The 26,404-nt window shown below is 55.4% G+C and carries 20 protein-coding genes and 1 riboswitch; of the genes, 15 read left to right on the forward strand and 5 right to left on the reverse strand.

What is annotated here, in order from left to right; translation table 11 throughout:
* Positions 1 to 10: 10 nt before the first annotated feature.
* Positions 11 to 92, forward strand: a riboswitch (cyclic di-GMP riboswitch).
* A 38-nt stretch (positions 93 to 130) separates the two neighbouring features.
* The 9 genes from O9H85_RS26615 to O9H85_RS26655 all read left to right on the forward strand — a co-directional run bounded on the left by O9H85_RS26615 (position 131) and on the right by O9H85_RS26655 (position 10,001).
* On the forward strand, positions 131 to 307 hold the full coding sequence (locus O9H85_RS26615; RefSeq protein ID WP_269884439.1) for a hypothetical protein: 177 nt from the start codon (positions 131 to 133) through the stop codon (positions 305 to 307).
* 135 nt (positions 308 to 442) lie between these two features.
* On the forward strand, positions 443 to 1,156 hold the full coding sequence (locus O9H85_RS26620) for an ABC transporter ATP-binding protein (RefSeq protein WP_409348208.1): 714 nt from the start codon (positions 443 to 445) through the stop codon (positions 1,154 to 1,156).
* The gene (locus tag O9H85_RS26625) at positions 1,140 to 2,180 is read left to right on the forward strand and encodes an efflux RND transporter periplasmic adaptor subunit (RefSeq protein ID WP_269884441.1); all 1,041 of its coding nucleotides are present in this window, start codon (positions 1,140 to 1,142) and stop codon (positions 2,178 to 2,180) included. Before O9H85_RS26620 ends, O9H85_RS26625 begins: the two co-directional genes overlap by 17 nt.
* Before the next feature lie 11 nt (positions 2,181 to 2,191).
* The gene (locus O9H85_RS26630) at positions 2,192 to 5,131 is read left to right on the forward strand and encodes an ABC transporter permease (protein ID WP_269884442.1); all 2,940 of its coding nucleotides are present in this window, start codon (positions 2,192 to 2,194) and stop codon (positions 5,129 to 5,131) included.
* Between the two features lie 12 nt (positions 5,132 to 5,143).
* Entirely contained in the window at positions 5,144 to 6,034 is an 891-nt protein-coding gene (locus tag O9H85_RS26635) for an ABC transporter ATP-binding protein (protein WP_269884443.1), read from the forward strand.
* A 1-nt stretch (position 6,035) separates the two neighbouring features.
* Positions 6,036 to 8,171 carry a hypothetical protein gene (locus tag O9H85_RS26640; protein WP_269884444.1) on the forward strand — a complete coding sequence of 712 codons (2,136 nt, stop codon included), beginning with the start codon at positions 6,036 to 6,038 and terminating at the stop codon, positions 8,169 to 8,171.
* 106 nt (positions 8,172 to 8,277) lie between these two features.
* Positions 8,278 to 8,775: a metallophosphoesterase family protein gene (locus tag O9H85_RS26645; protein WP_269884445.1), complete on the forward strand. Its 498-nt coding sequence runs from the start codon at positions 8,278 to 8,280 to the stop codon at positions 8,773 to 8,775.
* Positions 8,776 to 8,819: 44 nt separating this feature from the next.
* Positions 8,820 to 9,161: a bacillithiol system redox-active protein YtxJ gene (gene ytxJ / locus O9H85_RS26650; RefSeq protein WP_269884446.1), complete on the forward strand. Its 342-nt coding sequence runs from the start codon at positions 8,820 to 8,822 to the stop codon at positions 9,159 to 9,161.
* A 36-nt stretch (positions 9,162 to 9,197) separates the two neighbouring features.
* Positions 9,198 to 10,001 (forward strand): alpha/beta hydrolase, encoded by an 804-nt coding sequence (locus O9H85_RS26655; RefSeq protein ID WP_269884447.1) that lies wholly within the window; start codon positions 9,198 to 9,200, stop codon positions 9,999 to 10,001.
* Positions 10,002 to 10,166: 165 nt separating this feature from the next.
* On the opposite strand, the gene O9H85_RS26660 is transcribed toward O9H85_RS26655, so the two are convergent.
* Together O9H85_RS26660 and O9H85_RS26665 are read right to left on the reverse strand one after the other, a co-directional pair.
* Complete coding sequence (locus O9H85_RS26660; protein ID WP_269884448.1) at positions 10,167 to 15,317, reverse strand: AAA family ATPase; 5,151 nt, start codon at positions 15,315 to 15,317, stop codon at positions 10,167 to 10,169.
* A 125-nt stretch (positions 15,318 to 15,442) separates the two neighbouring features.
* Positions 15,443 to 15,877 carry a MarR family winged helix-turn-helix transcriptional regulator gene (locus tag O9H85_RS26665; RefSeq protein WP_269884449.1) on the reverse strand — a complete coding sequence of 145 codons (435 nt, stop codon included), beginning with the start codon at positions 15,875 to 15,877 and terminating at the stop codon, positions 15,443 to 15,445.
* Positions 15,878 to 16,047: 170 nt separating this feature from the next.
* Here O9H85_RS26665 and O9H85_RS26670 point away from each other — a divergent pair, with 170 nt between their 5' ends.
* Both O9H85_RS26670 and O9H85_RS26675 read left to right on the forward strand, forming a co-directional pair.
* Entirely contained in the window at positions 16,048 to 16,962 is a 915-nt protein-coding gene (locus tag O9H85_RS26670) for a TIGR01777 family oxidoreductase (RefSeq protein WP_269884450.1), read from the forward strand.
* 4 nt (positions 16,963 to 16,966) lie between these two features.
* Complete coding sequence (locus O9H85_RS26675) at positions 16,967 to 17,275, forward strand: S1 domain-containing protein (protein ID WP_269884451.1); 309 nt, start codon at positions 16,967 to 16,969, stop codon at positions 17,273 to 17,275.
* 30 nt (positions 17,276 to 17,305) lie between these two features.
* Here O9H85_RS26675 and O9H85_RS26680 read toward each other — a convergent pair whose 3' ends face one another.
* Together O9H85_RS26680 and O9H85_RS26685 are read right to left on the reverse strand one after the other, a co-directional pair.
* Positions 17,306 to 19,462, reverse strand: a complete 2,157-nt coding sequence (locus tag O9H85_RS26680; protein ID WP_269884452.1) for a DNA topoisomerase III — start codon at positions 19,460 to 19,462, stop codon at positions 17,306 to 17,308.
* 87 nt (positions 19,463 to 19,549) lie between these two features.
* The gene (locus O9H85_RS26685; RefSeq protein ID WP_269884453.1) at positions 19,550 to 20,389 is read right to left on the reverse strand and encodes an AraC family transcriptional regulator; all 840 of its coding nucleotides are present in this window, start codon (positions 20,387 to 20,389) and stop codon (positions 19,550 to 19,552) included.
* Between the two features lie 128 nt (positions 20,390 to 20,517).
* Between O9H85_RS26685 and O9H85_RS26690 the strand changes: the two genes are divergently transcribed.
* From O9H85_RS26690 to O9H85_RS26705, 4 genes are all read left to right on the forward strand, one after another.
* Positions 20,518 to 21,522 (forward strand): Gfo/Idh/MocA family protein, encoded by a 1,005-nt coding sequence (locus O9H85_RS26690; RefSeq protein ID WP_269884454.1) that lies wholly within the window; start codon positions 20,518 to 20,520, stop codon positions 21,520 to 21,522.
* A gap of 56 nt (positions 21,523 to 21,578) precedes the next feature.
* Positions 21,579 to 22,505, forward strand: coding sequence for an aldo/keto reductase (locus O9H85_RS26695; RefSeq protein WP_269884455.1), 927 nt, complete (start codon positions 21,579 to 21,581; stop codon positions 22,503 to 22,505).
* 164 nt (positions 22,506 to 22,669) lie between these two features.
* Entirely contained in the window at positions 22,670 to 23,881 is a 1,212-nt protein-coding gene (locus O9H85_RS26700) for a Gfo/Idh/MocA family protein (protein WP_269884456.1), read from the forward strand.
* A gap of 97 nt (positions 23,882 to 23,978) precedes the next feature.
* Positions 23,979 to 24,746 (forward strand): sugar phosphate isomerase/epimerase family protein, encoded by a 768-nt coding sequence (locus tag O9H85_RS26705; RefSeq protein WP_269884457.1) that lies wholly within the window; start codon positions 23,979 to 23,981, stop codon positions 24,744 to 24,746.
* Positions 24,747 to 24,813: 67 nt separating this feature from the next.
* Here the strand turns inward: O9H85_RS26705 and O9H85_RS26710 are convergent, their stop codons facing one another.
* Entirely contained in the window at positions 24,814 to 26,322 is a 1,509-nt protein-coding gene (locus O9H85_RS26710; RefSeq protein ID WP_269884458.1) for a glycoside hydrolase family 26 protein, read from the reverse strand.
* Positions 26,323 to 26,404 lie beyond the last annotated feature (82 nt).

Below are 26,404 nucleotides of genomic sequence, written 5' to 3' on the forward strand. Positions count from 1 at the left end.
ATGATCGTAATTACGATTGGAGAGCGATGAAATCAAATCCGTATCTGGGCACTTGGATTTGACGGAGCGAGTAGTGCAACCGAACCACGGGAGTTTTGCGCCGAATGCCGAGGGGAGAGCTAACACTACCATGCTCAGGGTAAGCTGTGAAGAGATCATTATAAGCTTGGGAATCGATCCCAGCAAATTCGAGGAATGGAAGAAGAAGCATTTGAAACGGGACGAAGTTACTCCGGAGTCTCCTCCGTCTGGGGATCAGGAGCAGCCGATCTTGCGAACGCCGCCTTTAGATGAGCCTTTGATTTGACTTCGTTGTCACAGGGTAATTGGATAATCTAACAAACGGACACCTTTTTCGAACAAAAAGGTGTCTATTATTATTTGTGGAAAAAGATTACATTTAATAGAGAACGCTTACATAACAGAAAGGCGGATGAGGCTTATGCTGGAAATGCCCTCGCGTATGGCGGAAGAGCCGGAGCCGATTATCCAGGCTAGGGGCATCACCCGGACCTTCGGCAAGGGAAGCGGAGCGGTACACGCTCTGCGCGGTGCGGACCTGTCTATCGCTTCCGGAAGACTGGTAGCCTTGAAGGGCAGATCCGGCTCCGGCAAGACGACGCTGCTCAACATGCTGGGTTCGCTGGATCGGCCGACGGAAGGGGCGATTTATTTTAAAGGAAAGGACATTACGAGCTGGACCGACCGGCAGCGCAACGAGCTGAGACGGAAAGACTTGGGACTGATCTTTCAATCCTTCGCCCTTGTGCCGTTCATGTCCGCTTACGAGAATGTGGAATTCGGACTGCGCATCGCCGGAATACCGGCTAGCGAACGCCGTCAGGCGGCGGAGCAGGCGCTGGAGTTCGTCGGCTTGAAGGCGCGGATGAAGCATAGACCGTTCGAGATGTCAGGCGGCGAGCAGCAGCGTACGGCGATTGCGCGGGCGATTGCGCACCGGCCTTCGCTTTTGCTGGCGGACGAGCCTACGGCCGAGCTCGACAGCCGAATGGGGCTGCAGGTGATGAAGGTGTTTAAGGATCTGGTGCAAGGTGAAGGGATGACGATTATTTTGACGACGCACGATCCGGCGATTATGGAAATTGTCGATCAGGTGTTTGCATTGGAGGATGGTCGCATTGTGGAAGAAGAGTAATTCGAATTTGTTGTGGAAGCCATGGGCTTGGCTCGCGGCCGCAGCCTTGCTTCTGCCGGGATGCGGACTGCTGCCCAAGGAGGAAGAGGCGCTGAAGCCTCCGCTCGTGAAGCCGGTGAAGGAGAATTTCGAGCTGTACGAGGTCAAGCGGGGCACGATTTCGAAGCAAGTCAGCGGCGTCGGGACGTTTGCTTCGGACCGGCTGCAGTACCTTTATTTCTCCGATTCCGGAGGGAGATTGGCTTCGATGAACGTATCCCTCGGCTCCGCAGTGAAGGAAGGGGACGTCATCGCAGAGATTGATACGGGCGATCTGCAGAGCCGCATCCGGCAGCAGCAAATCGCGCTGGAGAAGTCGCAGATTATTCTGGAGCAAACCAAGGATGAGAAGCGAGGGGACGCGATGGCGATCCGGCTCAAAGTCCTTGACGCGGAGAAGGAGCAGGTGGCGCTCGATCAGCTTCGGCTGCAGCAGGACAAATCCAAGCTGATCTCAACGGTAAACGGCATTGTCACCTACATCGATCCCATTAAGCAGGGCGATCTAGTCGTTGCTTACAAGCAGCTCGTGACAGTATCGGATCCGAAGACAATGAAGCTTGTTTATGAGTTCGGCAACATCAATGATCTGACTGGCATTCAAATCGGGATGGAAGTGGACGTGAAGTTCAAGAACAAGCCTCTGAAGGGCAAGGTGGTGCAGATACCGTCGACGGCCCCGCAATCCGATGTGAAGGCGATTGCCGATAAGAATGCGAAATCGGTCGTCATCAGCGTGACCGACCTTCCCCCGGAGGTGACGATCGGCAACAATGCGGACATTACGATCGTGACGGAAAAGCGCGAGAACGTGCTGGTTATCCCTAAAGTTGGTCTGAGATCGTACCTCGGGCGCGATTACGTCCAGGTGCTCGAAGGGGAAAGCCGGAAGGAGATCGACGTGGAGAAAGGTATCGTATCCGCGACCGAAGTGGAGATCCGCAAGGGACTTAAGGAAGGCCAGAAGGTGATTTTGAACAATTGAGGTGACGCTTCGTGGCGTTATGGATCATGATGATACGCAAAATGGCCAAAAATAAATGGCTCGAGCTCAGCTTGCTGCTTGGACTCGTCATTTCGGTGGGACTCAGCAGCAGCATGCCGATCTATACGAGTGCCATTTTGCAAAGACTGCTCATCAAGGATTTGGAAATCCTGCAGACGAATACGCTTCAATATTCCGGCATTTTCTGGACTTCGGTGTATGCTTCCGACCAGGACCCGGCGAATACGGTGAAGAAGCTTCGTCAATCGGACACGTATATGACGGAGAAGGCTCAGCCGGGGTTCCAGCTCCCGATCAAAACCTTCGTCACGGAAAGGTCAACGGACCGATACAAAATGGTGCCTGCCGATCCGTCCAGAATCGATCCGGGCGTAAACCGTTCCGTTGACGTGGTTTCACTGAGCGGCATGGAGGAGCACGCCGTGCTGAAGGACGGGGTATGGCCCAAGAATCAGTCCGATCCAGGAGTATACGAAGTGCTGGTGGTCGAGGATGCGTTGTCCAACCTCAAGCTTGTGGTCGGCAACGAATTCATCGTTTCTGACGAGGAGCAGCTGAAGCAGCCAGTCCGGTTCAAGGTGGTCGGCGTAATCGACCGCAAATCGTATGATGATTTGTATTGGTACAATTATTTGTCCAGCTACCGCAGCAGCTTCCTTATTCCCTATGATATCTTCGACAAAGACTTCATGGAAGACGGCGTTCTGCGCGTTCGTTCCACCGTATGGTATACGGCGTTCGATTATACCCAGATGTCGCTCGATTCGATTAGCCGGTTCATCACCTCCTACCAGCGGACGGAGGGCTTTCTGGGAGAGCTGTTCGAGAATACGTCGATGAAGGCCCCGGCGATGCAAACGCTCGGCGGTTACTATGCGAAGGAAGCCAAGCTGCGATTAATGCTCTGGTCGCTCAACGTTCCGGTCATGATCATGCTGGCCTACTATCTCTTCATGGTGTCGAATCTGATTACAGAGCGGCAAAAGACGGAGATTGCAGTACTTCGAAGCCGGGGCGCAAGCCGGCTGCAGATCGTGCTGAGCTATTTGATGGAGGGATTCCTCCTCGGCATAGCGGCTCTTGCCGCAGGTCCGTTCCTCGGGCTCATGCTGACGAAAATGCTGGGGTCTTCGAACGGGTTTCTGGAGTTCGTCCAGCGATCGGCGCTCAAGGTCCAGCTAAGCGGCGAAGCATACCAATACGGTCTGATAGCCGTCATTTGCTCGATGGTTACGACGATACTGCCGGTCCTGTTCGCGACGCGAACCACCATAGTCGGCCATAAGCAGCAGATGGCCCGCCAGCACAAGCCTTCGTTCTGGCACAAATATTACGTTGACATCGTGCTCGTCGGCATTTCGCTTTATGGGCTGCAGTCGTTCCGCCGCCGCATGGCCGATCTGCAATCGCTGGGTCTTGACGCATCCGACCTGCAGATCGATCCGCTGCTGTTTCTGGTACCGGCACTCTTCGTGCTGGGCTGCGCCTTTTTAATCCTGCGCATTTATCCGCTGCTCGTCCGGCTGATCTATGCAGCCGGGCGAAGGTGGTGGCCGCCGTCGTTATATTCGACCTTGCTTCAGGTAGGACGGTCTGCCTCCCAATATCAAGCGATTATGGTCTTCCTCAGCGTCACGCTCGCTACCGGCATGTTCAGTGCCAGCGCCGCCAGGACAATCAATAAGAACGCAATGGAGAAAATCATGTATACCAACGGCGCGGACATTGCGATGCAAATCAAATGGGAGGACGACGCCCCGCCTCCCGGCATGGGGGATGAAGGCGACGGCGCCGCCGCCGACGGCGGAGATTCGCCTGCTCCAAGCGTGCTCCCCGCGCCCAAGAAGAAGGTACAGTTCTCGGAGCCGCCGTTTCTTCCCTTGACGCAGCTGCCGGGTGTCGAGCAGGCGGCCAAGGTGTTTCTTAAGAAGGATGCTGCCTTTAGCATCGGCAAGGACAGCGGGAACGCACTGCTGATGGGGATCGACACGGATGCCTTCGGGCAAACGGCCTGGCTGAGAAACGGTCTTCTCGACCATCATTTCAATGAATATTTAAATTTGCTGGGCAGCAATCCTTCGGCCGTTTTGATTTCCCGGACTTTGGCGGATCAGTATCACTTGAAGCCCGGCGATCATATTAATACCGGCTGGAGGGGCGTACAGAGCGCCATGTTCAACATTTACGGCATTGTCGATTATTGGCCTTCCTGGAATCCGAACCCGAACTTCAGCGATAAGTCCGCTGTCAGCTCGCCGACCGGCGGGGCGGCCGGGAAGAACGGCAAGGTAAGCAAGGTGAAATATCCGATGCTGATCGTAGGAAATTTGCCCTACATTCAGAACAATCTCGCTTTGGAGCCTTACGACGTGTGGATGAAGCTGAAGCCGGAAGCGACAAGCCAGCAGCTATATCAAGCGTTGGAGGACAAGCAAATTCCGGTGACCAAGCTGGACGACGCCAAACAAATGCTGATCCGGGCGAAAAACGATCCGTTCCTTATGGCCATCAACGGCGTCATGACGCTTGGGTTTCTGATCTCCATCACGATCAGCTTCTGCGGTTTCCTGCTGTATTGGATCCTATCGCTGTCCGGGCGAGTGCTCCAATTCGGCATCCTGCGGGCGATGGGCATTTCGTTCCGGCAGCTGCTCTCCATGCTCATCGGCGAGCAGCTGATGACGTCAGGGGCCGCTATTGCGATGGGCGTCTTGCTTGGGGGAACGGCAAGCCGCTTATTCGTTCCGATGTTCCAGCTTTCTCTGCAATCCCAGTCGCAGGTGCCGCCATTTCAGGTAACGTTCGATCCGAGAGACCAGCTTCAGTTGTTTATCATCGTCGGGTTCATGCTGCTTCTCGGACTGTTCATTCTGGGCTCGATGCTTTCGCGGATTAAAATTCATCAGGCCGTAAAGCTTGGAGAGGACTAAGGAGGACCAGCGGTGATTCATTGCGATAACCTGGTGAAAATTTATAAAGTCGCCGACCTTGAGGTCGTAGCGCTTCAGGGTCTCGACCTGCGCGTGGAGCCGGGCGAGCTGATGGCCATCATCGGCAACAGCGGCAGCGGCAAATCGACGCTCTTGAATATGCTGGGAGGGCTGGATCGACCTTCGGCCGGGCAGCTGTTCGTCGACGGGAAGGATCTGTTGAAATTTTCCGAGAAAGATATCGTTCATTATAAACGGGAAACCGTCGGCTTCGTATGGCAGAACAATGCCCGCAACCTGATTCCTTATTTGACCGCCCTGGAGAATGTCGAGCTGCCGATTCTGCTTAAGGGCAAGCGGCGCCGGGAACGCGCACTGGAGCTGCTCGAGGCGGTCGGGCTCAGCCACCGGAAGGGCAACAAGCTGAGCCAGCTGTCGGGCGGCGAGCAGCAGCGGGTCGCGATTGCGATCGCGTTATCCAACCAGCCGAAGCTTCTGCTGGCGGACGAGCCGACAGGCTCTGTCGATACGCGCATGGCGAATCAGATTCTCGATCTGTTCCGGGAGCTAAACCGGACGCTCGGTCTGACTGTCGTTATCGTCACTCACGATCCGCTTCTGGCGAAGAAGGTCGACCGTGTCGTAGCGATTCGAGACGGCAAGACGTCTTCCGAAATTATCCGGCGCAAATCGTACGCCGACGAGCTGGCGGAGCTGGAGAACGGGCTGCAGGAGGAAAACGAGTCCCATGTGGAATATGCGGTATTGGATAAAGCGGGACGGCTGCAAATCCCGTCGGAGATGCTGCAGTCGATCGGTTTGCGGGATTCGAACAAATTGAAAGTGCAGCTGGAGGACGGCCGGATCGTTCTGCTTCCTCCGGACCAGAAGGAGGAAGGTTGATATGACACTTAGAAAGCATATCCGATGCGCTTTGCTCGGGCTGCTCGCGCTGGCCCCGATCGCCGCATCGCTTCCGGCACCCCCGGCTTGGGCGCTGGAAGAAGCATATCAGCGGGATCGGCTCGCTCAGGAGCAGCGGCTTGCTCCGGTCACAACGGAGGAAGAGCTGATCTTCGATTTGAAGAATGCCGTTATTCTCCCGTCGGAGAACGGGCCGATATTGTATTTTACGATGACGGTTGAGAATAACAGCGGAAGGCAGAAGTCGTTCCTCGATTACTGGATTCGCATCAAAAGCTCGGCAGGCACCGAGTTCAAAGCGGAGCTGCTGCCGCAGGACAAGCTTAAGAAGGAGCTTCCCGCAGGTCAACGCATGGATTTTTCGTTCTATGCCCCCATCAACGATGCCGTAGAGCTCAGCGATTTGATTTTTACAATCATCCGTTGGAATTACAGCAGCCGGTCGTTGGAATCGCGGGTGGGTGACATCCGGTTTCCTGACGATGCGGCGACGGTGCTGCGGGGAGCGGGAGGCAGCCAGACGTTAAGCTTCGGCAGCTTCCAGGTAGATGCCGAAGTGACGCGGCTGAACATTCAGCCCAAGGAAACCTATGTTACGCCCAAGCTCACGTTGAAGCTGACAAACAAAGGACAATCCAGCTTGAAGCTGCCCGGACTGCAGTTCGCCCTAAGGACACCCGGCGGAGCACAGTATCCGCTGGAACCGGCAGCCGTTGCCGACAAGGTGCTGCTGACGCCGGGGGTGCCGGTCGATCTGCAGCTGAAAGGAGCCATGATTCCGTCTTCAGCCGCCTCGGGACAAGAGGTTTGGGACGTCATAATATCCCAGACGGTAACGCTAAACAGCGACCAGAAGCTGAATTATCCGATAGCGGCATTGAAAGTGCCGTTATCGGCTCCAAACGCCACTCCGCCAGGTTACACCGCAGAGTACACGAATGCTGACGGAACTTACCGGCTCCAGGCGGACAAGCTCAGCCGAATGCCTTGGGACGACCAGGATGTGCTGGCGGCGGATTTGTCGCTGACTCACGGCGAGGCGAACGCGATGCCCTTTCCCGAGTTGAAGGCATACTTCATGCTGGACGAAGGCGCCAAGGTGGAGGCTAAGATCATCCGGACCGATCGTGCGGTCGGGCTGCCGGCGGGAACGGCTGTGCATACGATGCTGGCGGCCAAAATTCCATATTTGTACCCCTTCGATTCGGTAAAATTGGTCGTTCAGGAGAAAACCGGCGACCAATCCTCGCAGGATATGGCGCAGTTCGAGCTGCCTCTCGGCAGCGCAACCCTTCCGTCCGTCGCGCTCGGAGGGAGGCAGCCCATCTCGGGAGCGGGGCGCAAAGCCAGCTTCGCTCCGAGGGCGGTCCATACCTACATTGACGACAACTCGAAGCTGTTCGAGGTTCAGCTGGAAAGCCGGAACGAAGAGAAGCGATCCGCCGCCGTCCCTAAGCTTACGGCATTCGTGAAGACGCCGGACGATCAGCTGTTCCCGACCAAGCTTCGCGAGGTGAAACAGCGTCTGAACCCTTCGGGTAAAGCGCTGCAATCGTTTACCGCCAAGCTTCCGATGGATATGGATACCTCCGGTTTGAAGCTGGTCATTGGCGAATCCACCACCGATCAGCATTGGACGGGACCCGATGAGAAGCCGGACGGCTTCCTGAATGCGGTGGAGATGGCGCTCCCTGCGGAAGCGACTGAGGTAAAGCCCAGCCTGAAGAACGTTGCTTTCTTTCCTTACCAGATTTCGCTCGGCCATGTGCAAACCTGGCTCGACAGAAAGGAGCTACGGGTCCTTTTCCGCTACAAGCTGGAGAAGGACAGCTATTTTGAGACGAATACGGACGGCACGAAGCTGGTCATCGAATTCGAGGACATCAAAGGCAATGTAAAGCTGAGCCAAAGCTTTTTCCTGGAGACCGCGCCTTCCACGGACGACAAGAAGCTGGAACTCGGGGAGCATGATACGAAGCTCACTTGGGCGGACCCCGATCTGGTATTCCTGGTCGAACAGCTGAAGCAATACAAGCTGTCGGTATACAGCGAGCTTCAGGGTAAGCGCAAGCTGCTTGCTTCGCAGAAGGTCGATTGGTTTACGATATTGGATTAAGCCAGGTTTTTGCTCCCGGAACATGATTCCGGGAGTATTTTTTCTTTTGGAGTACGGTGTGATAGAATGGAAGAATGAGCCTTGAGGCGAAGGAGCGTGGCAAACGATGCGCATCGGAGTAGTTTCCGATACTCATATGTATTCACGGGCGAAGGCGCTGCCTGCTGCTTTGGTCCGCGGGCTCGTCGGGGTTGATTTGATCCTGCACGCCGGGGATTGGGTGGACGAAGAGGTGGTTGACTTGTTCCTCGCTATTGCGCCGGTTGAGGCGATTGCAGGCAATAATGACGGCCCTTCCTTAGTCAGACGATTCGGCCGCAGGAAGGAACTGACGCTGGGCGGAAAAAAGATCGGAATGGTGCACGGAGACGGAGGACGTCAAACGGCGGAAACCGCTTTTCACAGCTTTAAAGCGGCGCCGGTTGATTTAATCGTGTTCGGACACTCGCATATTCCGTATTTGGAGCGGCGCGGCGGCGTACTGCTGTTTAATCCCGGTTCGCCTACCGACAAGCGGCGGCAGCCCAAGTATTCGTTCGGTATAGTGACGTTAGGGGAAACGATAACGGCCGAGCATCACTATTACGATAGCAAAGAGGCGTGACCGGCGGATGGCCGGCCGCATGTTCATGATGAGGAGGAATCGATATGAGCCAGTGGAAAGAAATTACGACGAATGAAGAATGGAATGACTTAATGTCCGGCTCTCAGGAGAAGCCGGTTGTGATCCTCAAGCATAGCACCGCTTGCCCTGTCAGCTTCAATGCGCTGAAGGAATATGATGCGTACCTCGGGAAAAACCCGAATCCGAATGTCGATTATGCCTTGGTGAAGGTGATCGAATCGCGTCCGGTCTCGAATCAGATCGCTGAGGATACCGGCGTGAAGCATGCTTCTCCGCAAATTTTATATATCAAAGATAAAGAAACGATCTGGAATACGTCCCACTGGGCCATTACCGAAGAGCACATCACGGCGGTATTGGACTAAAATCCGAATTTGCGTTGGAAGGAAGGGGAGTCCTCCATGAGTGTCCAGCCATTCCCGTTTTTTTCCGGTGCCTTGTTCGCCCGGAAAGTATGCCATGTTTATTTACCCCCCAGCTATCACGCGTCGGAGGACCGGAGGTACCCGGTCATTTATTTGCTTCATGGCTTGTACGGCTCCGAGGCGCATTGGCTCTTGAAAGGACAGGCGGAGGCCACGCTCTACCGGATGATGCGTTCCGGCAGCCTGCGCGAGAGCATCATCGTCATGCCGAGCGACGGGGGCTACGGGCACGGGACGTTCTATGTAAACTGGTACGACGGCTCGGGCCGGTTCGAGGACTATATTCTATACGATCTGATTCCGGCCATCGACCGGGAATTCCGGACGATAGCTTCCGCCGAGCACCGCGCGGTGTGCGGTTTGTCCATGGGAGGCTATGGGGCGTTTGTGCTGTCGCTGCGGAATCCGGACGTATTCACCGCAGCTTCTAGCATCGCAGGAGCGCTTACGGCCACAAGTCAATTGACCGAGGACATGCTTCGTACCGACGTGTGCCGCATGATCGGCCCCGTGCAGGGACCGTTCGCCAAGGAGCTTGACCTACATGTGCTGGCTGCGAGAAGGGTGAAGGAAGAGAAGAAGCCCGCGCTGCATTTCAATTGCGGGAAGTCGGATTACTTGTATCCGCTCAACGTCGCATACAAATCGCTGCTGGAGCAAATCCGTTACCCCCACGAATATATGGAGTTTGAGGGGGAGCATAACTGGGATTATTTCGGCAAGCATTTGACCGAAGCTCTGGACTTTATCGAACGCCAATTTGCGGCAGCCGCAACGTAAGCGGGATTTATTTTGCACCCAGGATAAACGGCTACGCCGTCCTTGTCTTACAAGGACTAGCGCGTTTATCAAGGTTGATGCGAAGCTATAAGCTGCAAAAATTTATAAAGTCTTATCAACCAAAATAAGCCCATCGCACTTTTATGGCGATGGGCTTTGATATGCTTAGCCTTCCACTACCTGACCTATCGCCGGTGTAAGCGGGTAGGCCGGCTCCGCTTTACGGGGGAAATAAACCGAGAAGGTGGTGCCGACGCCTTCCTCCGAATGGCACTCGATGCTGCCGCCGTAATGCTGCAGGTAATTTTGGGCGATATGGAGCCCGAGACCGGAATTGGCCGATCCGGATTTGGTCGAGAACCCTTTATCGAAGATGCGGCTCCGCTGTTCTTCGGCAATATAAGAGCCTGTATTAAACACGGTTAGCTTATAGAAGCCGTCTTCGATCATAATCGTGAGCTTCAAAGTGCGAAGCGGATCGTCCGGAGGAATCGCTTCGATCGCGTTCTTGAGCAAATTATGTACGATACTGGAGAAATAGCTGATGGGAACCGTCAGCCCGTCAAAGGGACAGTCCAGCTCTCCGCCGACCTGCAGGTCGATTTTGCCGGAAATGCAGTGCAGGGACACATTGCTCAGCACAACGCCCAGAACGGGGAATTTGACGGAGTTGACGACGGATTGCTGAACAATCTCCTTGCACCAGACGGAGATGTAGTCCTTCGCCATATCGTATTTGTTCATCATCAGCAGCGCGTGAACCGTCTGGACGTTGTTGATCAGCTCATGCTGCGCTTTCCGGATGTTCAGCATGGTCGCTTCCGCCGATTGTACCCAGCGCTCCTTCTCATCAAGACGAAGCCGTACGTTCTTCTCCTGCTCCTCCAGCAGCTGAAGCTTATAGTCCTTGTACTCCAGATGGGCATACAGCTTCGTATTCTCAATCCACATCGCGATCTCGGAAGCAAGCAGCTTCAAGGTTCCCCAGCGTTCTTCATGAAAGACGCCGCTGGCGGATTGATTCTCCAAATAAAGAATGCCTGCCAGCTTGCCCAGGTTGATAATCGGCAAACAAAGCACGGACTTCGGCTTCCTGAGCTGAATATAAGGATCCTTGCTGAAGGTATGAAGCTCGCCTTCGTCGTCCAGGCAGAGGGCCCGTTCCGTTCTGGCCGCGAATTGCAGCACCTGGACGGCGGCCGAATCGCATTCCTCCAGCGGAAGGGCGTGCATTGCGTTCAGCGGCTGCCTCAGCATCTTCTCTGCTTCCACGAACAGCTTGTTGTCTCTGGCCAGCATGAGCAGCCCTTTGTCGGCTCCGGCATTTTCGAGCAAAATCGTCATGATGCTGTCCAGCATGTGATGAAAAGCTTCTCCGCCGCTGATCGCCTGGGAAGCCTTGACCATCGTCGAGACATCGATCGTCGGTTCGCCGGCCTGAGCGCGGCTGACGAGATAAGGATGCTTCCGCTCCAAATCCGCGACCTTTCTTACGGCACCCCACTTGGCGTAGAGGGCTCGCGCCTCGAGCAGATAAGAGCGGGCGATCTTTAGCTTTCCGGCTGCGATGTAAAACTTGGCCGCGCACTCGTTTGCCAGCGCTTCGTAGTTTAAGAAGCGATTTTTGCCCGCATAATGAATCGACTGCTCATATTTTTCCATGGCGGCAGCGCCTTCTCCGTGAATACGGCACCACTCCGCTTCGAGCAGCAGCTTAAGGTGCAGGAAATTATCAGGCGAGTGCCGCGCCCACTTCTCGAGGAAGCGGATGCTCTGACGTATCGCAGTGCGATATTTGTTTCGGTCGGCAGGAGAGGCGAACGGATACAAGGCGGCGTATACAAGCGCCCGGTTAAAGTAGTGAAGATTGACAAACAGCAGACCGAAGACCGATTTCAAATTATCTTCGATGGCCTCGCTGACCGCTTTGGCTTCCTCCAACCGGTCGAACATATAAAATGCCAGCACCTGATGCACATAATAGGTATGTATGACCGCCTTGTTCCCGAAGCCTTGCAGCTGGAGCTGCTCCTCTTCGTTCATGAACGGCTGAATCAAAGCCTCTTCCTCCGGATGAGTCGACAGGGGAGGAGACTCCTTCAGGAACAACATAAACCGCTGCAGTACCGTATAGATCGAGATCGTATCCTGATCTTGGGCTTTATTAATAAACAAACGGTACTCTTCGGACTCCTTGAATATCTCGCTCAAATGATCGCCTTTGTATAACCGCAGAAAAAAGCTGAAGGCGATCGAATATCCGGCGTAAACGAAATCGCCTGATTCCGTTCCGAACCGGTAAGCCTTCCGCAAGTAGGCCACATTCTGATCGATGTGGTCCTTGAGGTTGCTGGTAAAAGCGCCATAGCCGAAATAAACCTTGCACTTGATGGCCAAGTTATCGAACGCATCGCTCAGCTTCAGTCCGAGCAGTCCGTAATCCCAGCCGGCCTTCAATCTCCCGAAGATGGAGCTGAGAATGACGCTGTAGGTGGAATAGGCGAACGCCGATCCCTCCGACTGGCCGTGAATAAGCGAATAGTTGAACATCTTGAGCATTAAATAAATATACAAGTCCGAATTTAAGAAATAGGCCGGCGGGATCAGATTTACCATCAGACGCATGACGCTTATGTGGACGGGATCCGTCATGACGGGAGCATCGAGCAGATCCTCAGGATGCTTCGAGCCCATGTTCCACCGGGTTTTGAGCATTTCCCATAAGATGGCGGCCCGGTTCGGGGTGCCCAGAATCGGGACGCCGAGCAGGCGCAGCCCTTCCAGTCCCATCTCCAGCGCCTGCATATGCTCACCCATGTTGGTGTAGAGCACCATCATCGAATTATAGGCTTCAGCCTTCTCCACATTCGTCCGGGCGCGGGATACGACGGTCTCGAACGTGCGCTTGGCTTCACCGAAGTGTCCGCATAAATATTCCAGCTCGGCAAGCTCGAGCGATAGGGAGAACGTTAGCGGGTACTGGTCATTCCAGCTGATCGGCTTATTCAGCATATGAAGGCCGTAGTTGGCATACTTCAGCGCCGTGTCATAGGCTGCGCTTCGTTTGGCCTTGCGGCAGGCAGACAAGTTCAGCTGGGCGAGCTGCTCCTTCTCCTGGCACGAGCTCAGCAACTCCAGACCCTGGTTCAACTGGTTCGCGATTTCGAAGACGCGGTCCTCCTGCTGCTCTGAAGTCCAAATCTGCTGGTAGAGCTTGCCGATTCGGATATGCATCTGCTTCTTGTGTTCCTTGTCGACAAGGGAATAGACGGCTTGGAGCACGCGGTCGTGCATGAACTTGTAGACCGGGTCGTGTTCCTGATTCGGCATGGGAACAGCCAAGACGAGACCGTCCTTGCTTGCCTGATTCAAAAGTCCCATGACTTCATCCGAAGACTGCTCGGTCACGAGCGAGAGCAGCTCCACATTGAATTGGTTTCCGATACATGCGGCATGCATCAGCACATGCTGCAGAGGTTCAGGAAGCCGCTTGATTTTGTTAATCATGAAGTCGACGACATTGTCCGTGATATGAAGCTCTTGGATTTGCCCCGCTTCCCATTCCCAGAAACCGCTGTCGTAATTAAAGTACAGGAGCTTCTGATCGTAAAGCGAGCGGAAAAATTGCTTTGTAAAAAACGGATTTCCCTTCGTCTTGCTCATAATTTGGGCCGACAAATCTTCAATCGGCTGACGGACCGGCCTGAGGGTATCCCGCACCATCGTCTCAATATGCGTAGGCTGCAGGGGCTCCAGCTCCAATTGAATCAGATGGAGATTGGCGTTACGGGCGAGCTTATCCGTCATCAAGCGAACGGGATGGGATTCGCCGAGCTCCTGATCCCGGTATGCGCCGATAAACAGGACGTATTTCTCGATAGCCCGCTGCGCCATGTCCTGAATCAGCTGAATCGAGCCGGGGTCGGCCCACTGCAAGTCGTCAAGAAACATAATCATCGGCCGTTCTTTGCTGATGAAGACGGACAAGTATTTCTCCAGCGTCAGGATAAACCGGTTGTGCATTTCAGCAGGAGGGAGCTTCGCGAGCGGCGGCTGTTTGCCGAGAATCAGCTCAAGCTCCGGAACCATATCGATCAGCACTTGACCGTTCGGCGATACGGCTTCCAAAATGCGTTCTTTCCAAATTTGAAAATCGTTCTCATTTAGGGTGAGCAAATATTGAATCTGCTGCTTGCCCGCTTGTATGATCGCTTGATAAGGAAGATCTTCCCTGAATTGATCGAATTTGCCGGTGATGAACAAGCCCGGCTGCCGCTGCAGCGACTTTTGAAACTCGTGAATCAGATAAGACTTGCCGACGCCGGACATTCCTTTGACAAGTACGAACTCGAGACCGCCTTGGCTTGCGCTGGTATAGGCATGCCTCAAGGCTGCGAGCTCCTCGCTCCGTCCATAGATCGTCTCGGACACATAGAATTGATCCGATCCGCCGGACGCCCCGACCTCGAAGTCCGGAATGCGGCCATGGAGCTCCAGCTCCGACAGGCAGCGCTCCAAATCCAGCTGCAGAGCAAATGCGCTGGGGTATCGCTGTTCCGGATGCTTGGCCAAGCATTTCATGATGAGATCCGACAGCGTCTTCGGAATGAGGGGAGACCGCTGCGCAGGGGGAATGGGCTGATGGGCTACGTGACAATGCGCCAACTCATTCACGTCTTCGCTATGAAAAGGAGGAACGCCGGTCAGCATTTCATAAAATAAGACGCCCAGCGAATAGAGATCGGAGCGGTAATTCACCTTGCGGTTCATCCGTCCCGTCTGCTCCGGCGATACATAAACGAAGGAATGCAGTTCCTCGCCGCTTTCGAAATGCGGTTTATTGTTTTCGATGGAGGAAAAAGGCTCCGCTGCGTAAAAATCCGAAATTTTCACGCTTTTTCCTTCGGATTCGACAAAAAAACTATATAACGAAAGCCGCAGATGAGCCCAATTCAGCCGGTGCAGCTGATGAACGGCCTCCGACATGGAAACGGCCAGCGGCAGAAAATGATGGATCGCAACCGGGCCTGCGCTCAGCAGCGAAGAAAGCGGAACCTCCCCCTCATCACGGAGCAGCAGCGCCGTTTCTTGTTCAAAGGCGATCAGCTCCAAGGGGAACATCCGCTGAGCAAGCGGAAGCGAGCCTCCCGTTTCCAGTTCTCTGCGCAGCAGGGAGCCGTCCGCCCGAAGAGGGTGGACGTGCTTTTGTCTCTTCAGTAACCGAATCTCATTCGTCTCGGTATGGGTTGCCCGGTATAAAACAAATGAACCGCTGTCATACAGTCGGTCCAGCGTAACCCCGTTCATGTTCCACATGCTGGGTATGGCCTCCGATACGGTTGCTTTATTTCAAAACATTTTACTTTTTTCAAACATGGGAAGCAATAAGATTCGTGAAGCGGGAAGATGATTACCTTCTTTGGTGCCAGTCTTGCAGCCTCTTAGGATTTCTTAGGGAGCGCCTCCGCCAGACGCTTCATGTATTCCACAAGCTGGTATCGCTCCGACTCCGACAACCGCTCGAACGGTTCCGTAAGCGACTCCGCCCACAAGGCTTCGGTTCGCCGGATGATACTGAGCCCTTCCTCGGTCAAGCTGACGAAACGGACCCTTGCGTCCGGTTCGCTGGACTCGCGGTATACCAGTCCCGCCTTTTCCAGCCGGTCGATCATTTGCGTCATGGTACTGGGTCTCACATCCAGATGGACAGCCAATTGGCCGACCGTCCGCGGGCCGGTACGATTCAGGTTGCGCAGGAGAAGCCACTGAACCCGTGTGAGCGGCGTATTCTGCTGGTCAAATACGTTGGAACGGAGGAAGCGGTTGATGGCTTGCATGTGCGTAATAAATTGTTCAAGGGTTTCTCTAGTTTCCATACATCGAACCTCCCGTTTAAATTATATAGTGAAACGAAACAAACTGACAATGCCGGAAGAACGGATACGGCAACAATTTTGAAAAGTTTTCATATACTTGTTTGGCTTCTGCCGGTTATGTAATATAATAAGGGTTACGATAACATAACTGGATTGACGGGGGAAGCAGGATGAAGGTAGTCATTACAGGTGGCGCCGGCTTTGTTGGGCGGCATCTGACCGAATATTATTTGGAGAAAAAGGCGACGGTGGTTTGCGTTTCCCGGCAAAAACGGAAATCCGACAATCCGCTGCTTCGCTATGTCACATGGGAGGATTTGGAGAAAAGCGTCAAGCCGATTGAAGGAGCGGACGCCATCGTCAATCTGGCGGGGGAAACCATTAACCAGCGCTGGACGTCATCCGCGAAGGAACGAATTCTGAAATCCCGTCTGGATGCGGTCGAGCGTGTACGCAGTATGATCGAACGGCTCGATTATAAACCAGTCCTTGTGAACGCATCCGGCATTTCCATTTACGGCGCTTCCGAAACGGATACGTTCACTGAAGAAAGCGAGCTGTTCACGGGCGACTTCCTGTCCTCGGTCGTGGACCAGTGGGAGGCGGCGGCCGAGCAAATTCCGGATACCCGAGTCGTCCTGCTGCGTGTCGGAATCGTTCTCGGCAAGGACGGCGGCGCTTTTCCCAAGATGAGCAAGCCGTTTCAGTTCGGCTTGGGAGGCCGCATCGGTACCGGACGTCAAATTTTGTCCTGGATTCATATCGACGATATGATCCGTCTGATCGACTTTTGCGTGGAGAAGGACGAGCTGGAAGGACCCGTCAACGCAACGGCGCCGCAAGCGGTCACGAATGACGAGTTCGGCCGCACGCTAGCCAACGTGATGGGGAAGCCGTACTCCTTTCCCGTACCGGCTTTCGTCATGAAGCTGATGTTCGGCGAACTGGCTTCGCTGCTGCTTGAAGGGCAACGGGTGCTTCCGAATGTGGCGATATCGCATGGCTTCCACTTTCATTATCCGATTCTGAAGCCGGCGATGGAGGATTTGACCGGAAGCCTGGGCACCACCCTGCAGAAGAGGTGATCGGATGATTCGCTATGGGGATACGGAGGCTCAGGAGCTGAAATTTGTCCGTCTGCGTGCACAGGCGGGGCCAAGGGACGAGCAGTGGACCGACGTGGAGGTCCGCTTCGATTTGGAGCCTGGTACGACGCTGCCCGAGGAGATCAGCGAGCTGACGGGATGGATTATTTGCACGAGATCCGGGGACATCGTCCAGATCGTTCCGCAGGATGAAGGCAGGGATATCGAATATCAATTTACCGAGCAGGAAAAGGAGCAGCTCCGCACGTTCTATGAACATGAGGTGCGTCCGCTGATGACGAAAAAAGCTTGATGACCCGAATGAGGTCATCAAGCTTTTTTTTCAGTCTTTTTTCATTCGTTCCATGGCCAGCTTCAGGGCATCGCCGAGGCTGTTGTTCTGCTGCTCGCCGTCGCTGAACTGCTTTGCGAGCTGGGTCTGCTGACGTTTCGCCGCCCGTCCGCCGCCGCCGTTTTCGCTGAGCATTTCGATCACGTTGCACGGACGGCACTGGGCATATTTGCCGACCTTGCCCGTATGGATTTCCATTTTTTTGCGGCATTGCGGACAGCGCTTGTTCGACAGCGGAGCCTCGGCAGCCCGTTTGTAGCTGCATTCCCGGCTGCTGCAGACCAGCATTCTGCCGCGCTTTCCTTTGATATCCTGAAGCGGCTTGCCGCACTCGGGGCAGCGGGAGGAAGTCAGGTTGTGCGGCTTATACTCCGTTTCGCTCGTCTTAACCTCCCGGACGATGGCTTCGGTCTGCTCCCGAATATTCTTCATGAACGCCCGGTCGTTGCCTTGTCCCTTTGCAATGCGTTCCAGCTCCCGCTCCCATTCGGCCGTCAGCTCGGGCGTGCGAAGGGCGGGTACGACGAGATCGATGAGTTGGGCGCCCTTGCCGGTCGGCTGGAGCGTATTCATCCTGCGTTCGATCGTATCCGTGGAGAGCAGCTTCTCGATGATGTCGGCCCGGGTGGCGGGCGTTCCCATATGATGCTTTTCCATCACGGACAGCAAAGAGGCCTCCGTATACCGGCCAGGGGGCTTCGTATACTGCTTCAGAAGCGACAGCTTGACGCTGCGCAGCTCCGTACCCTCCTGCAAAGGAGGCAGCGATTGGACGGCGGAACGTTCCTTGCCCGGATCCGCATCGTTTTCCTCCTCCTCTTCATCCGGCACGGAATCTTGCCCGTAAACGGACTTCCAACCAGCGTCCCGCTCGATCCGTCCTTTGGCGTAAAAGCTTTCGCCCAAGATATCGACTGTCACGGACGTTTCGTCATACTGATAAGCCGGATAGAACAAACAAATAAATCTGCGCACGATCAGATCGTACAGCTTCCGTTCATCGGCGGTAAGCAGTCCGAGCTGGGGCCGCTCGTCCGTCGGGATAATCGCGTGGTGATCGGACACCTTGCTGTCGTCTGCAATCCGTTTCGTTACGGGAAGGGGCCTGCGCAGCAGCGGGCGAACGAGCGGCGCGTAAGGCTGAACGTTCAAAGCTTCGAGGCGGCCCGGCAGCGTCGATACCATATCGGAGGACAGGTAGCGCGAATCCGTGCGCGGATACGTCACGAGCTTATGCTGCTCATAAAGGCGCTGGAGGACGTTCGACGTTTGTTTGGCGGTAAAGCCGTACCGCTTGTTCGCATCCCGCTGCAGCTCCGTCAGATCATAGGCGAGCGGGTGAGGCTCGCTCCTCGTCACGGTCTTGAGCCGGGCGACCTTGGCGCTCTTCGCTTGAGCGAGACGCTGCAATAAAGCGTCGGCCGCCGCCTCGTCGAACAAGCGGCCGTCCGGCTGCTTCTCGCTGCGCCATTCAGCCTGGAACGAATCCAGCTGGGCCCGCAGCATCCAATAATCCTTCGATTGGAACGACTGGATAAGCCGCTCCCGTTCCATCAGCATATAGAGCGTAGGCGTCTGCACGCGGCCCGCCGACAGCTGCGCCTGATGCTTGCAGGTCAGCGCGCGGGTGGTGTTCAGCCCGATCAGCCAATCGGCCTCCGCCCTGCATACCGCCGAGCGGTAGAGCGGGTCGTAGGCGGTACCGGGCTTCAGCGAGGCGAAGCCGTCTAGGATCGCCTTGTCCGTCTGAGAGGATATCCAGAGCCGCTTGAATGGCTTCTTCCAACGGACGAGCTCCATGATCCAGCGGGCTACGAGCTCGCCTTCGCGTCCGGCATCCGTCGCGATGACGAGCTCCGATAGGTCGCTGCGTGCGGCGAGCTGCTGGATCGCCTTGAACTGCGGCGTCGTCTCGCGGATCACCTTCAGCTTCATCCGTTCCGGAAGCAGGGGCAGATCCTCCAAATTCCACGTTTTATATTTCGGATCGTATTCCTCCGGATCCGAGAGGGTCACCAAATGGCCCAGAGCCCAGGTTACGACATGCTTGGGCCCTTCGATATAATGCTTGTGCTTGCTCGTGCAGCCGAGCACGCGGGCTATTTCCTTGGCCACGCTCGGCTTTTCCGCTAAAACGAGTGATTTCATACATACTCCTTTCGTAGGCTGCGCCTTCCGCTTGCCTGCCCTAACAGCATACCAAAAAAGGCCCCGGACTTCATCCCCGCATGCGGGTTATTGCCGCTGGTATAGTTGGCGGTATTCGGTAGGAGTCATTCCTTCTTGCTCCAGGAACCGCTTGTTGAAATAGCTCGTGCTGGGGTACCCCGCATCCGCGGCGATATCCTTTACGGTCAGGTCCCGCTTCTCCAGAAGCCACTGCTTGCTGATCTGAAGCCGGCAGAGCGTGACGAAGGTCATAGGGGTCATCCGGGTCGTTTTTTTGAACAGCTTGCAAAAATAATATGTGCTTACCCCGGCTTCGGCAGCCCAATAGGCCAGATCGAAGGCGCGGCACGCCTCCGCCTGGATTCTCGGGAGCAGAGGCGTGATCTTGTCGGCGGCCTCCGGCGTTCTTGCTGAAGAGAGGGGCGATGCCTGTGCCACGAATTCCGCCAGTGCGGCATAGGTTAACGCCGACAGGCGCGTAGGCCTAAGAAAGGCGTGCTGCTCCGCTTCCTCCAGCAGCTCCGACAGAGCCTGCTCCAAGGGCTTGACGGAGCGGACCGTCCAGACGGAGGAGCTCTGGAAGCCGCGCTCCAGCATGTATTCCTTCAGCGTATTCCCGTAGAAGTGCATCCACCTGACGTCCCAAGGATCGTCCTCGTCCGAATAATACCGCTGGGGCTGAAGCGGGAAGAAGAGGAAAGCGTCCCCCCGGCTCAGGGTCATCGTTCCTTCTTTCGTTTCCACGTACCCTCGGCCGCCGGTGATCAGGTGAATGCTGAAGTTGTTCAGGGCGCCGGGGGCCCGTGCTACCTGATGCTCCGGCATATCCCAGTACCAGCCGACGGATTCGGGCAGAATGAAATAATCATGCCGGTTCAACGTAGGCAACTGAAGGTGTCTACTCATTTAACGAACCTCCGGGCGATGACAATATTGTTTTATCCTATTGCAAAAAGCTATTATTTTCATTTTAGACAACGTTCAATATAATGGCAATATCATCTTAAATCTGCTTGATAAAGGAGAAGTGAAGCATGAGCGACAAGAAGCTGCGCTGGGGAATTATCGGCTGTGCCGGGATCGCGATCCGTTCGACCATTCCCGGAATCCAGCAATCTCAAACCGGAGTGGCGGCGGCTATCGCCAGCCGGGACACCCGGAAAGCGGAGGAAACGGCGGCGAAGCTGGGCATCCCGCAAACCTACGGAAGCTACGAGGAGCTGCTCGCCGATAAGGAAATTGATGCCGTTTACATTCCGCTGCCGAACCATCTGCATAAGGAATGGACAATCCGTGCCGCCGAAGCCGGCAAGCACGTGCTTTGCGAGAAGCCGGCCGCGCTGAATGCACGGGAGATGGAGGAAATGGCGGATGCCTGCGCGAAGGCCGGCGTCCAGTTCGCGGAAGCGTTCATGTACCGGTACCACCCTCGTTACGAGATGATCCGCGAGATTATCGGCTCCGGGGAGATCGGCGAGCTTCGTGGAATTCACGGCGCGTTTACGTTCAACAACGCGAAGGATGCGAAGAACGTGCGCTATCGCCGCGATTGGGGCGGTGGCTCGCTGTATGATGTCGGGGTTTATCCGATCAGCGCGGCACGGATGATCTTGAACCGGGAGCCTGAAGCGGCGACGGTTCACGCCTTCTTCTCCGATGAGCATGACGGAGTCGATATGATGGCGTCCGGGCTGCTAGAATTCCCGGGAAGCGTGGCGCTCACCTTTGATTGCGGCATGTGGGCGGCGGGCCGAAACGTGCTCGAAATCATCGGGACCGAAGGACGGATCGAGGTACCTTCCGCTTACGTCGCCAGACAAAACGAAAACGATCATTTCTTCGTCTCCACCAAGGAAGGGCGAAGAGAGGTTGAAGTCCCCCGGGTCAACCAATACGCCCTCCAAGCGGATGCCTTCGCGCGGGCCGTGCTGAGCGGCGAGCCGCTGCCGTACTCCCCTCAGGATGCCGTGCTGAACATGCGGGTCATCGACGCCTGCCTGCAGTCGGCCCGGGAACGCAAACGCATTGAAATCCGGTAAGCAAGTGCCGGGATAACCGCCAAATTCAAATCGCAAATCATAAGGAGGCCACAGCCATGAGAACGATTGAGATTAAAGGCTTAGACAAGCCGGTAACCTGCCTGATCCAGGGCTCGGACTATTTTAAGCATAACGTTTACGATAAAGTGCGCACCGTGCTTGACGGCTTCTTCGCCGCCGGCGGCAATACGATCGATACGGCTTATATCTACTGCGGCGGAGAGAGCGAGGAAACGATCGGACGCTGGATGAAGGATCGCGGCAACCGGCAGGAGGTCATCATCCTGACGAAGGGCGCGCATCACGACAAGAACGGACCGAAGGTCAATCCGGAAGCGATCGCGAGCGATCTGGCTACGAGCCTGGAGCGTCTCGGAACGGATTATATCGATTTGTATGCACTGCATCGCGACGACCCGGCCGTACCGGTAAGCATCATTATCGATGCCTTGAACGAACACATTCGGGCAGGCAAGGTCCGGGCAATCGGGGCATCGAACTGGACGACCGCCCGTCTTCAGGAAGCGAACGAGTATGCCGCTTCCAAAGGATTGGCCGGCTTTACGTTCAACAGCCCGAACCTCAGCCTTGCCAAAGCGAAGGAGCCGTTCTGGACGGGCTGCGTCTCGGCCGATGAGGATTATTGCGCATGGCACGAGGAGCACCAGCTTCCGCTGCTTTCGTGGTCGTCGCAAGCCCGCGGCTTCTTCACCGGGCGTTTCACCCCCGAAGTGCGGGACAACGCCGATCTTGTCCGCGTCTTCTACAGCGATGCGAACTGGGAGAGGCTTTACCGGGCGGAGGAGCTCGGCAAACGGAAGGGAGTCAGCACGATTCAGATCGCGCTGGCGTACGTACTCAATCAGCCTTTCCCTACGGCGGCGCTGATCGGCGCGCAATCGCCGGAGGAGCTGGCTTCCTGCAAGGAAGGGTCGGAAATCCGCTTGACGCCGGACGAAGTCCGGTGGCTCGAGCACGGCTGATCCACGATCCGAATCTTTCATGCCCCGCGGACCCGCGGGGTTTTCTGCAGGTTAGAAAAGGGCATACCGATTGTTGAAATCCAGTTCGGAAAGTGAGAAGACATTCCTACGGGCTTGCTTTAAGGTTAGGCTTATCCTTAGCAACCGACAAGGGGGAATGTTTCATGAAACCGCTTCAAGTAGGTTTGATCGGCATTGGAGGCTGGGGCAAGCTTCACGTCGGTATGATTGCGGAGCTGGCGCGCGAAGGCCTGATCCACTGCGCGGCTTACTGCGAGCCGTATGCGGACCGCTTCGGGGAGCAGGCGCAGACGCTGAACTCACTGGGCGCTGCGCATTATACGGACTATCAAGACATGCTGAAGCATCCCGGACTCGATTTTGCCGTCGTCGCCACGCCGATTCCGCTTCACAAGCGGATGTGTATCGATGCGCTTCAGCTCGGCGTTCCGGTGCTGCTGGAGAAGCCGCCCGCGGTAACCATTGAAGATTTGGATGAAATGATCGAAGTTCAATCGCGGACGGGCGTTCCGGCTGCGGTTCAATTTCAGAACACATCTGGCAAGGCGTTCAGGCAGCTGCTTAGCGAGCTTCGGGAAGGCAGGATCGGGAAGATCATGAACGTTACGGCCGTAGGCATGTGGAAGCGCTCCGAGAAATATTACAGCCGAACATACTGGGCCGGAGCGATCCGCTACCGAGGCGAGTATGTGCTGGACGGTACCCTGCTCAACCCATTCTCGCACCTGTTGCATAACGCGTTCGTCGCCGCAGGCGCAGGCGATCCGGCAGCGGCGGAGCCGGTAACGGTGCAAGCCGAGCTGTACAAAGGGCACCGGATCGAATCCGAGGATACCGCTGCCGTGAGGATCCGCGCCAAGAACGGGGTCAGCCTTCATATCTATACTACGCTGTGTCACGATAAAAGCGAGATCCCTTACATTGACATCGAGGGAGAATCCGGCCGAATGCGGTGGTATTACAACCATCGTCTTCATTACGCCTCTTCCGCGGGACAGGAAGAAGAACTCGTATTTGAAGACGAGAAGCTGGTGCGCAACATGTATCTGAATATGATCCGGCACCTTCGGGGCGAAGAGGAGAGCCTTTTCTGCCCGCTGCAAAACAGCCGGAGCATGCTTCTCGCAGCCAACGGCGCGTTCACTTCTTCGGGTATCATCCGCGCAGTACCGGAAGAACAGGTGAAACAGCTTCCGGAGGACGATACGACGTTTGCCGTCATCGACGGGATTGACAAGATCATCGCAGAGGCTTCGATTGGAAGAAAGCTTTTTTCGGAAATCGGCGTGCCGTGGGCCGTTCATACTCCCGAAATCGAAATGGTCCGATACCGGAAGCTGCAGCTGGCATTGTAAAGAGTTCTTGTATCGGCAACCTTTTCCAATTATAATTTGGATGGACTAATGAACGCCTGACTAACCGATACTAGCAAAACTTAAAAGGAGTGTTCTTATGAAACTGGCAGCACAATTGTACTCGCTACGGGAGCATCTAAAAACGCCCGAAGACATTGCAAGCGCTCTCAAACAGGTGAAAGCCATCGGTTACAACGCGGTTCAAGTATCGGGCATGGGGCCGATCGAGCCTGCGGCTTTGAAGGAGCTGACCGATGCGAACGGCTTAACGATTTGCGCTACGCACATCGGTTATGCCGATTTGACGGAGAAGATGGATGAAGTGATTGCCAAGCATCAGCTATGGGGGTGTCAATATGTTGGTCTTGGCGGCTTGCCTCAGGAGTACCGCACAAGCAAGGAAGGCTACCAGACCTTTGCGGAGAAGGCTTCGGTCATCGGACGCCAGCTGAAGGAAGCGGGTCTCAAGTTTATTTATCATAACCACGATTTCGAATTCGCCAAATTCGGTGACAAAACCGGCATCGAGATTTTGCTGGAGGAAACCGACCGCGACGCCGTCGATTTTGAGCTCGATGTCTATTGGGTGCAAGCCGGCGGAGGCGATCCGGCGGAATGGATCCGCAAGGTGAACGGGCGGATGAAGGTCGTTCATCTGAAGGATATGGCCGTTACGAACGACCGCAAGCAGCTGTTCTCCGAAGTCGGGGAAGGCAATATGAACTTCAAGCGCATTCTGGAAGCTTGCCGGGAAATCGGCGTGGAGTGGGGCGCGGTGGAGCAGGATCAATGCTACGGCCGCAATCCGTTCGATTGTCTGCAAACCAGCTTTAACCATCTTCGCCGCATGGGTGTAGACGCTTAATATGACGAAAAAGGGCCATCCTGAGCTTGAGAACGCTCGGGACGGCCCTTTTTTTAAATTAGGAAAGTTATTTTAGCCCCGGCGCAGGCTGAAAGGAAGCGGCGGCTGCCGGCGTCATATCGCGGTGATAAGCTACCGCTCTCACCGGGATGGACGCTTGCTCGAGCGTCAGGTTCGTTTCGAATTCCCAGGGCATTTCATATCGGATACCGAGTCTCCGGTCCCCTTGATACAGCGCGACGGCGAACGGAGCAAGTCCCTCTTGCGGCTTCATGTAAACCATGACCGTTTGTTTTCCGGAAGGAACATACGCCTTATCCATTGGAGGATACGTATAATCCACGGGGGAGGCTCCTTCCTGTATCGTATCCAGAAACCAGCGGGAGGTGATCAGCCTCCGGTACAGACCGTCGGTATAGATATTCTCGCCGAGATCATACACATACTCCATATGGGTGCGAAGCGCTTGGGAACGGCTGAAGTTGAAATAAGTGATTGCCTTCACTTGGGGAAACATTCTAGGCAGAAGCCCATACATGTAACCCAGCTGGCTCTCGGCCCAAGATCCGTAGCTCTTGTCTGTTTCCAGTACGGTATGGGCGATCGCCCCTTCGGAGATCATGATCGGCTTATGCTTGTACTTGACGTACAACGGTGCGAAGCGATCGATGATACTGCCGTTCAAATCCTCCTTGCCTCCGGAGACCGGCGTCGCATAAAGGGAGAAGCCTACCCAGTCGACATAAGCATCCCCGGGATAGTAATCATCGATAGTGTCGACGGGCGAAAAGTTTGGAGACCAGACCATAGCCACATTGGGGGCTTCCTCCGCCATAATATCGTGGATTAAACGGAATTTCTCGATATATTTGGCCGGATTCCCGTGCCAGGGGACCCACGCTCCGTTCATCTCGGAGGCGTAACGCAGGAAGATAGGAATGCCTGAAGCTTTAGCTTCACGGGCAAATCTTCGCACATATTCGTCATCCAGCACATCGTCCAAGCCGTATCTGGGCTCCCAGCCGATCTGCAGCGCTCCGCCCAGCTGGTTGACGCGGGCGGCGGTTCGTTCGGGGAAGTAGGTGTTCGTATCGGTCTGGAGCTTGCGCCAACCTACGTAAGACAAATATAGCGCATGCCTCCGGCCGTATACGCCCTCGATTTTGGCGACATCGTATCCGACTCTCTTGTCGGCGCCGAGCATGCCAAGATACGTTCCGGAAACGGGCTCGTACTTCGCCGGTTCGTGTACGGAAGGGAGCGGGGTACGGATATAGAGTGCGGCCGGAATTTCAGGCAGGCCTTCCGTCCGCGTTTCTTCGGGGGCAGGGCCGGCCTTGAACGAAGCGATTCGCCCGCGATAATCCTGAGCTACTGCCGACTGGCCCATTTGCTCGGCCGCAGCTGCTTGCATATCCCAATAGTCGATGACGGATGCCTGCTGCTCCGGCATGGGTTGCGGAAGCGCTTCGGGCTGCGGCTGCCGGTTCACGGCATATTGCATAAGGATGAAGCACGCTGCCGTGAAGCCGATCACGACGCCGCCAAGCCTTAACATTCGTTTTCGCTTGCTCATGACGATTACTCCTCAAATAAGTTCGATGACTCTATTATAATCGCTGATTCTGCTTCCGAATACGCCGTCTTAAGATGACCTC

Source organism: Paenibacillus gyeongsangnamensis (assembly GCF_027533625.1).
GTDB classification, from domain to species: domain Bacteria; phylum Bacillota; class Bacilli; order Paenibacillales; family NBRC-103111; genus Paenibacillus_G; species Paenibacillus_G gyeongsangnamensis.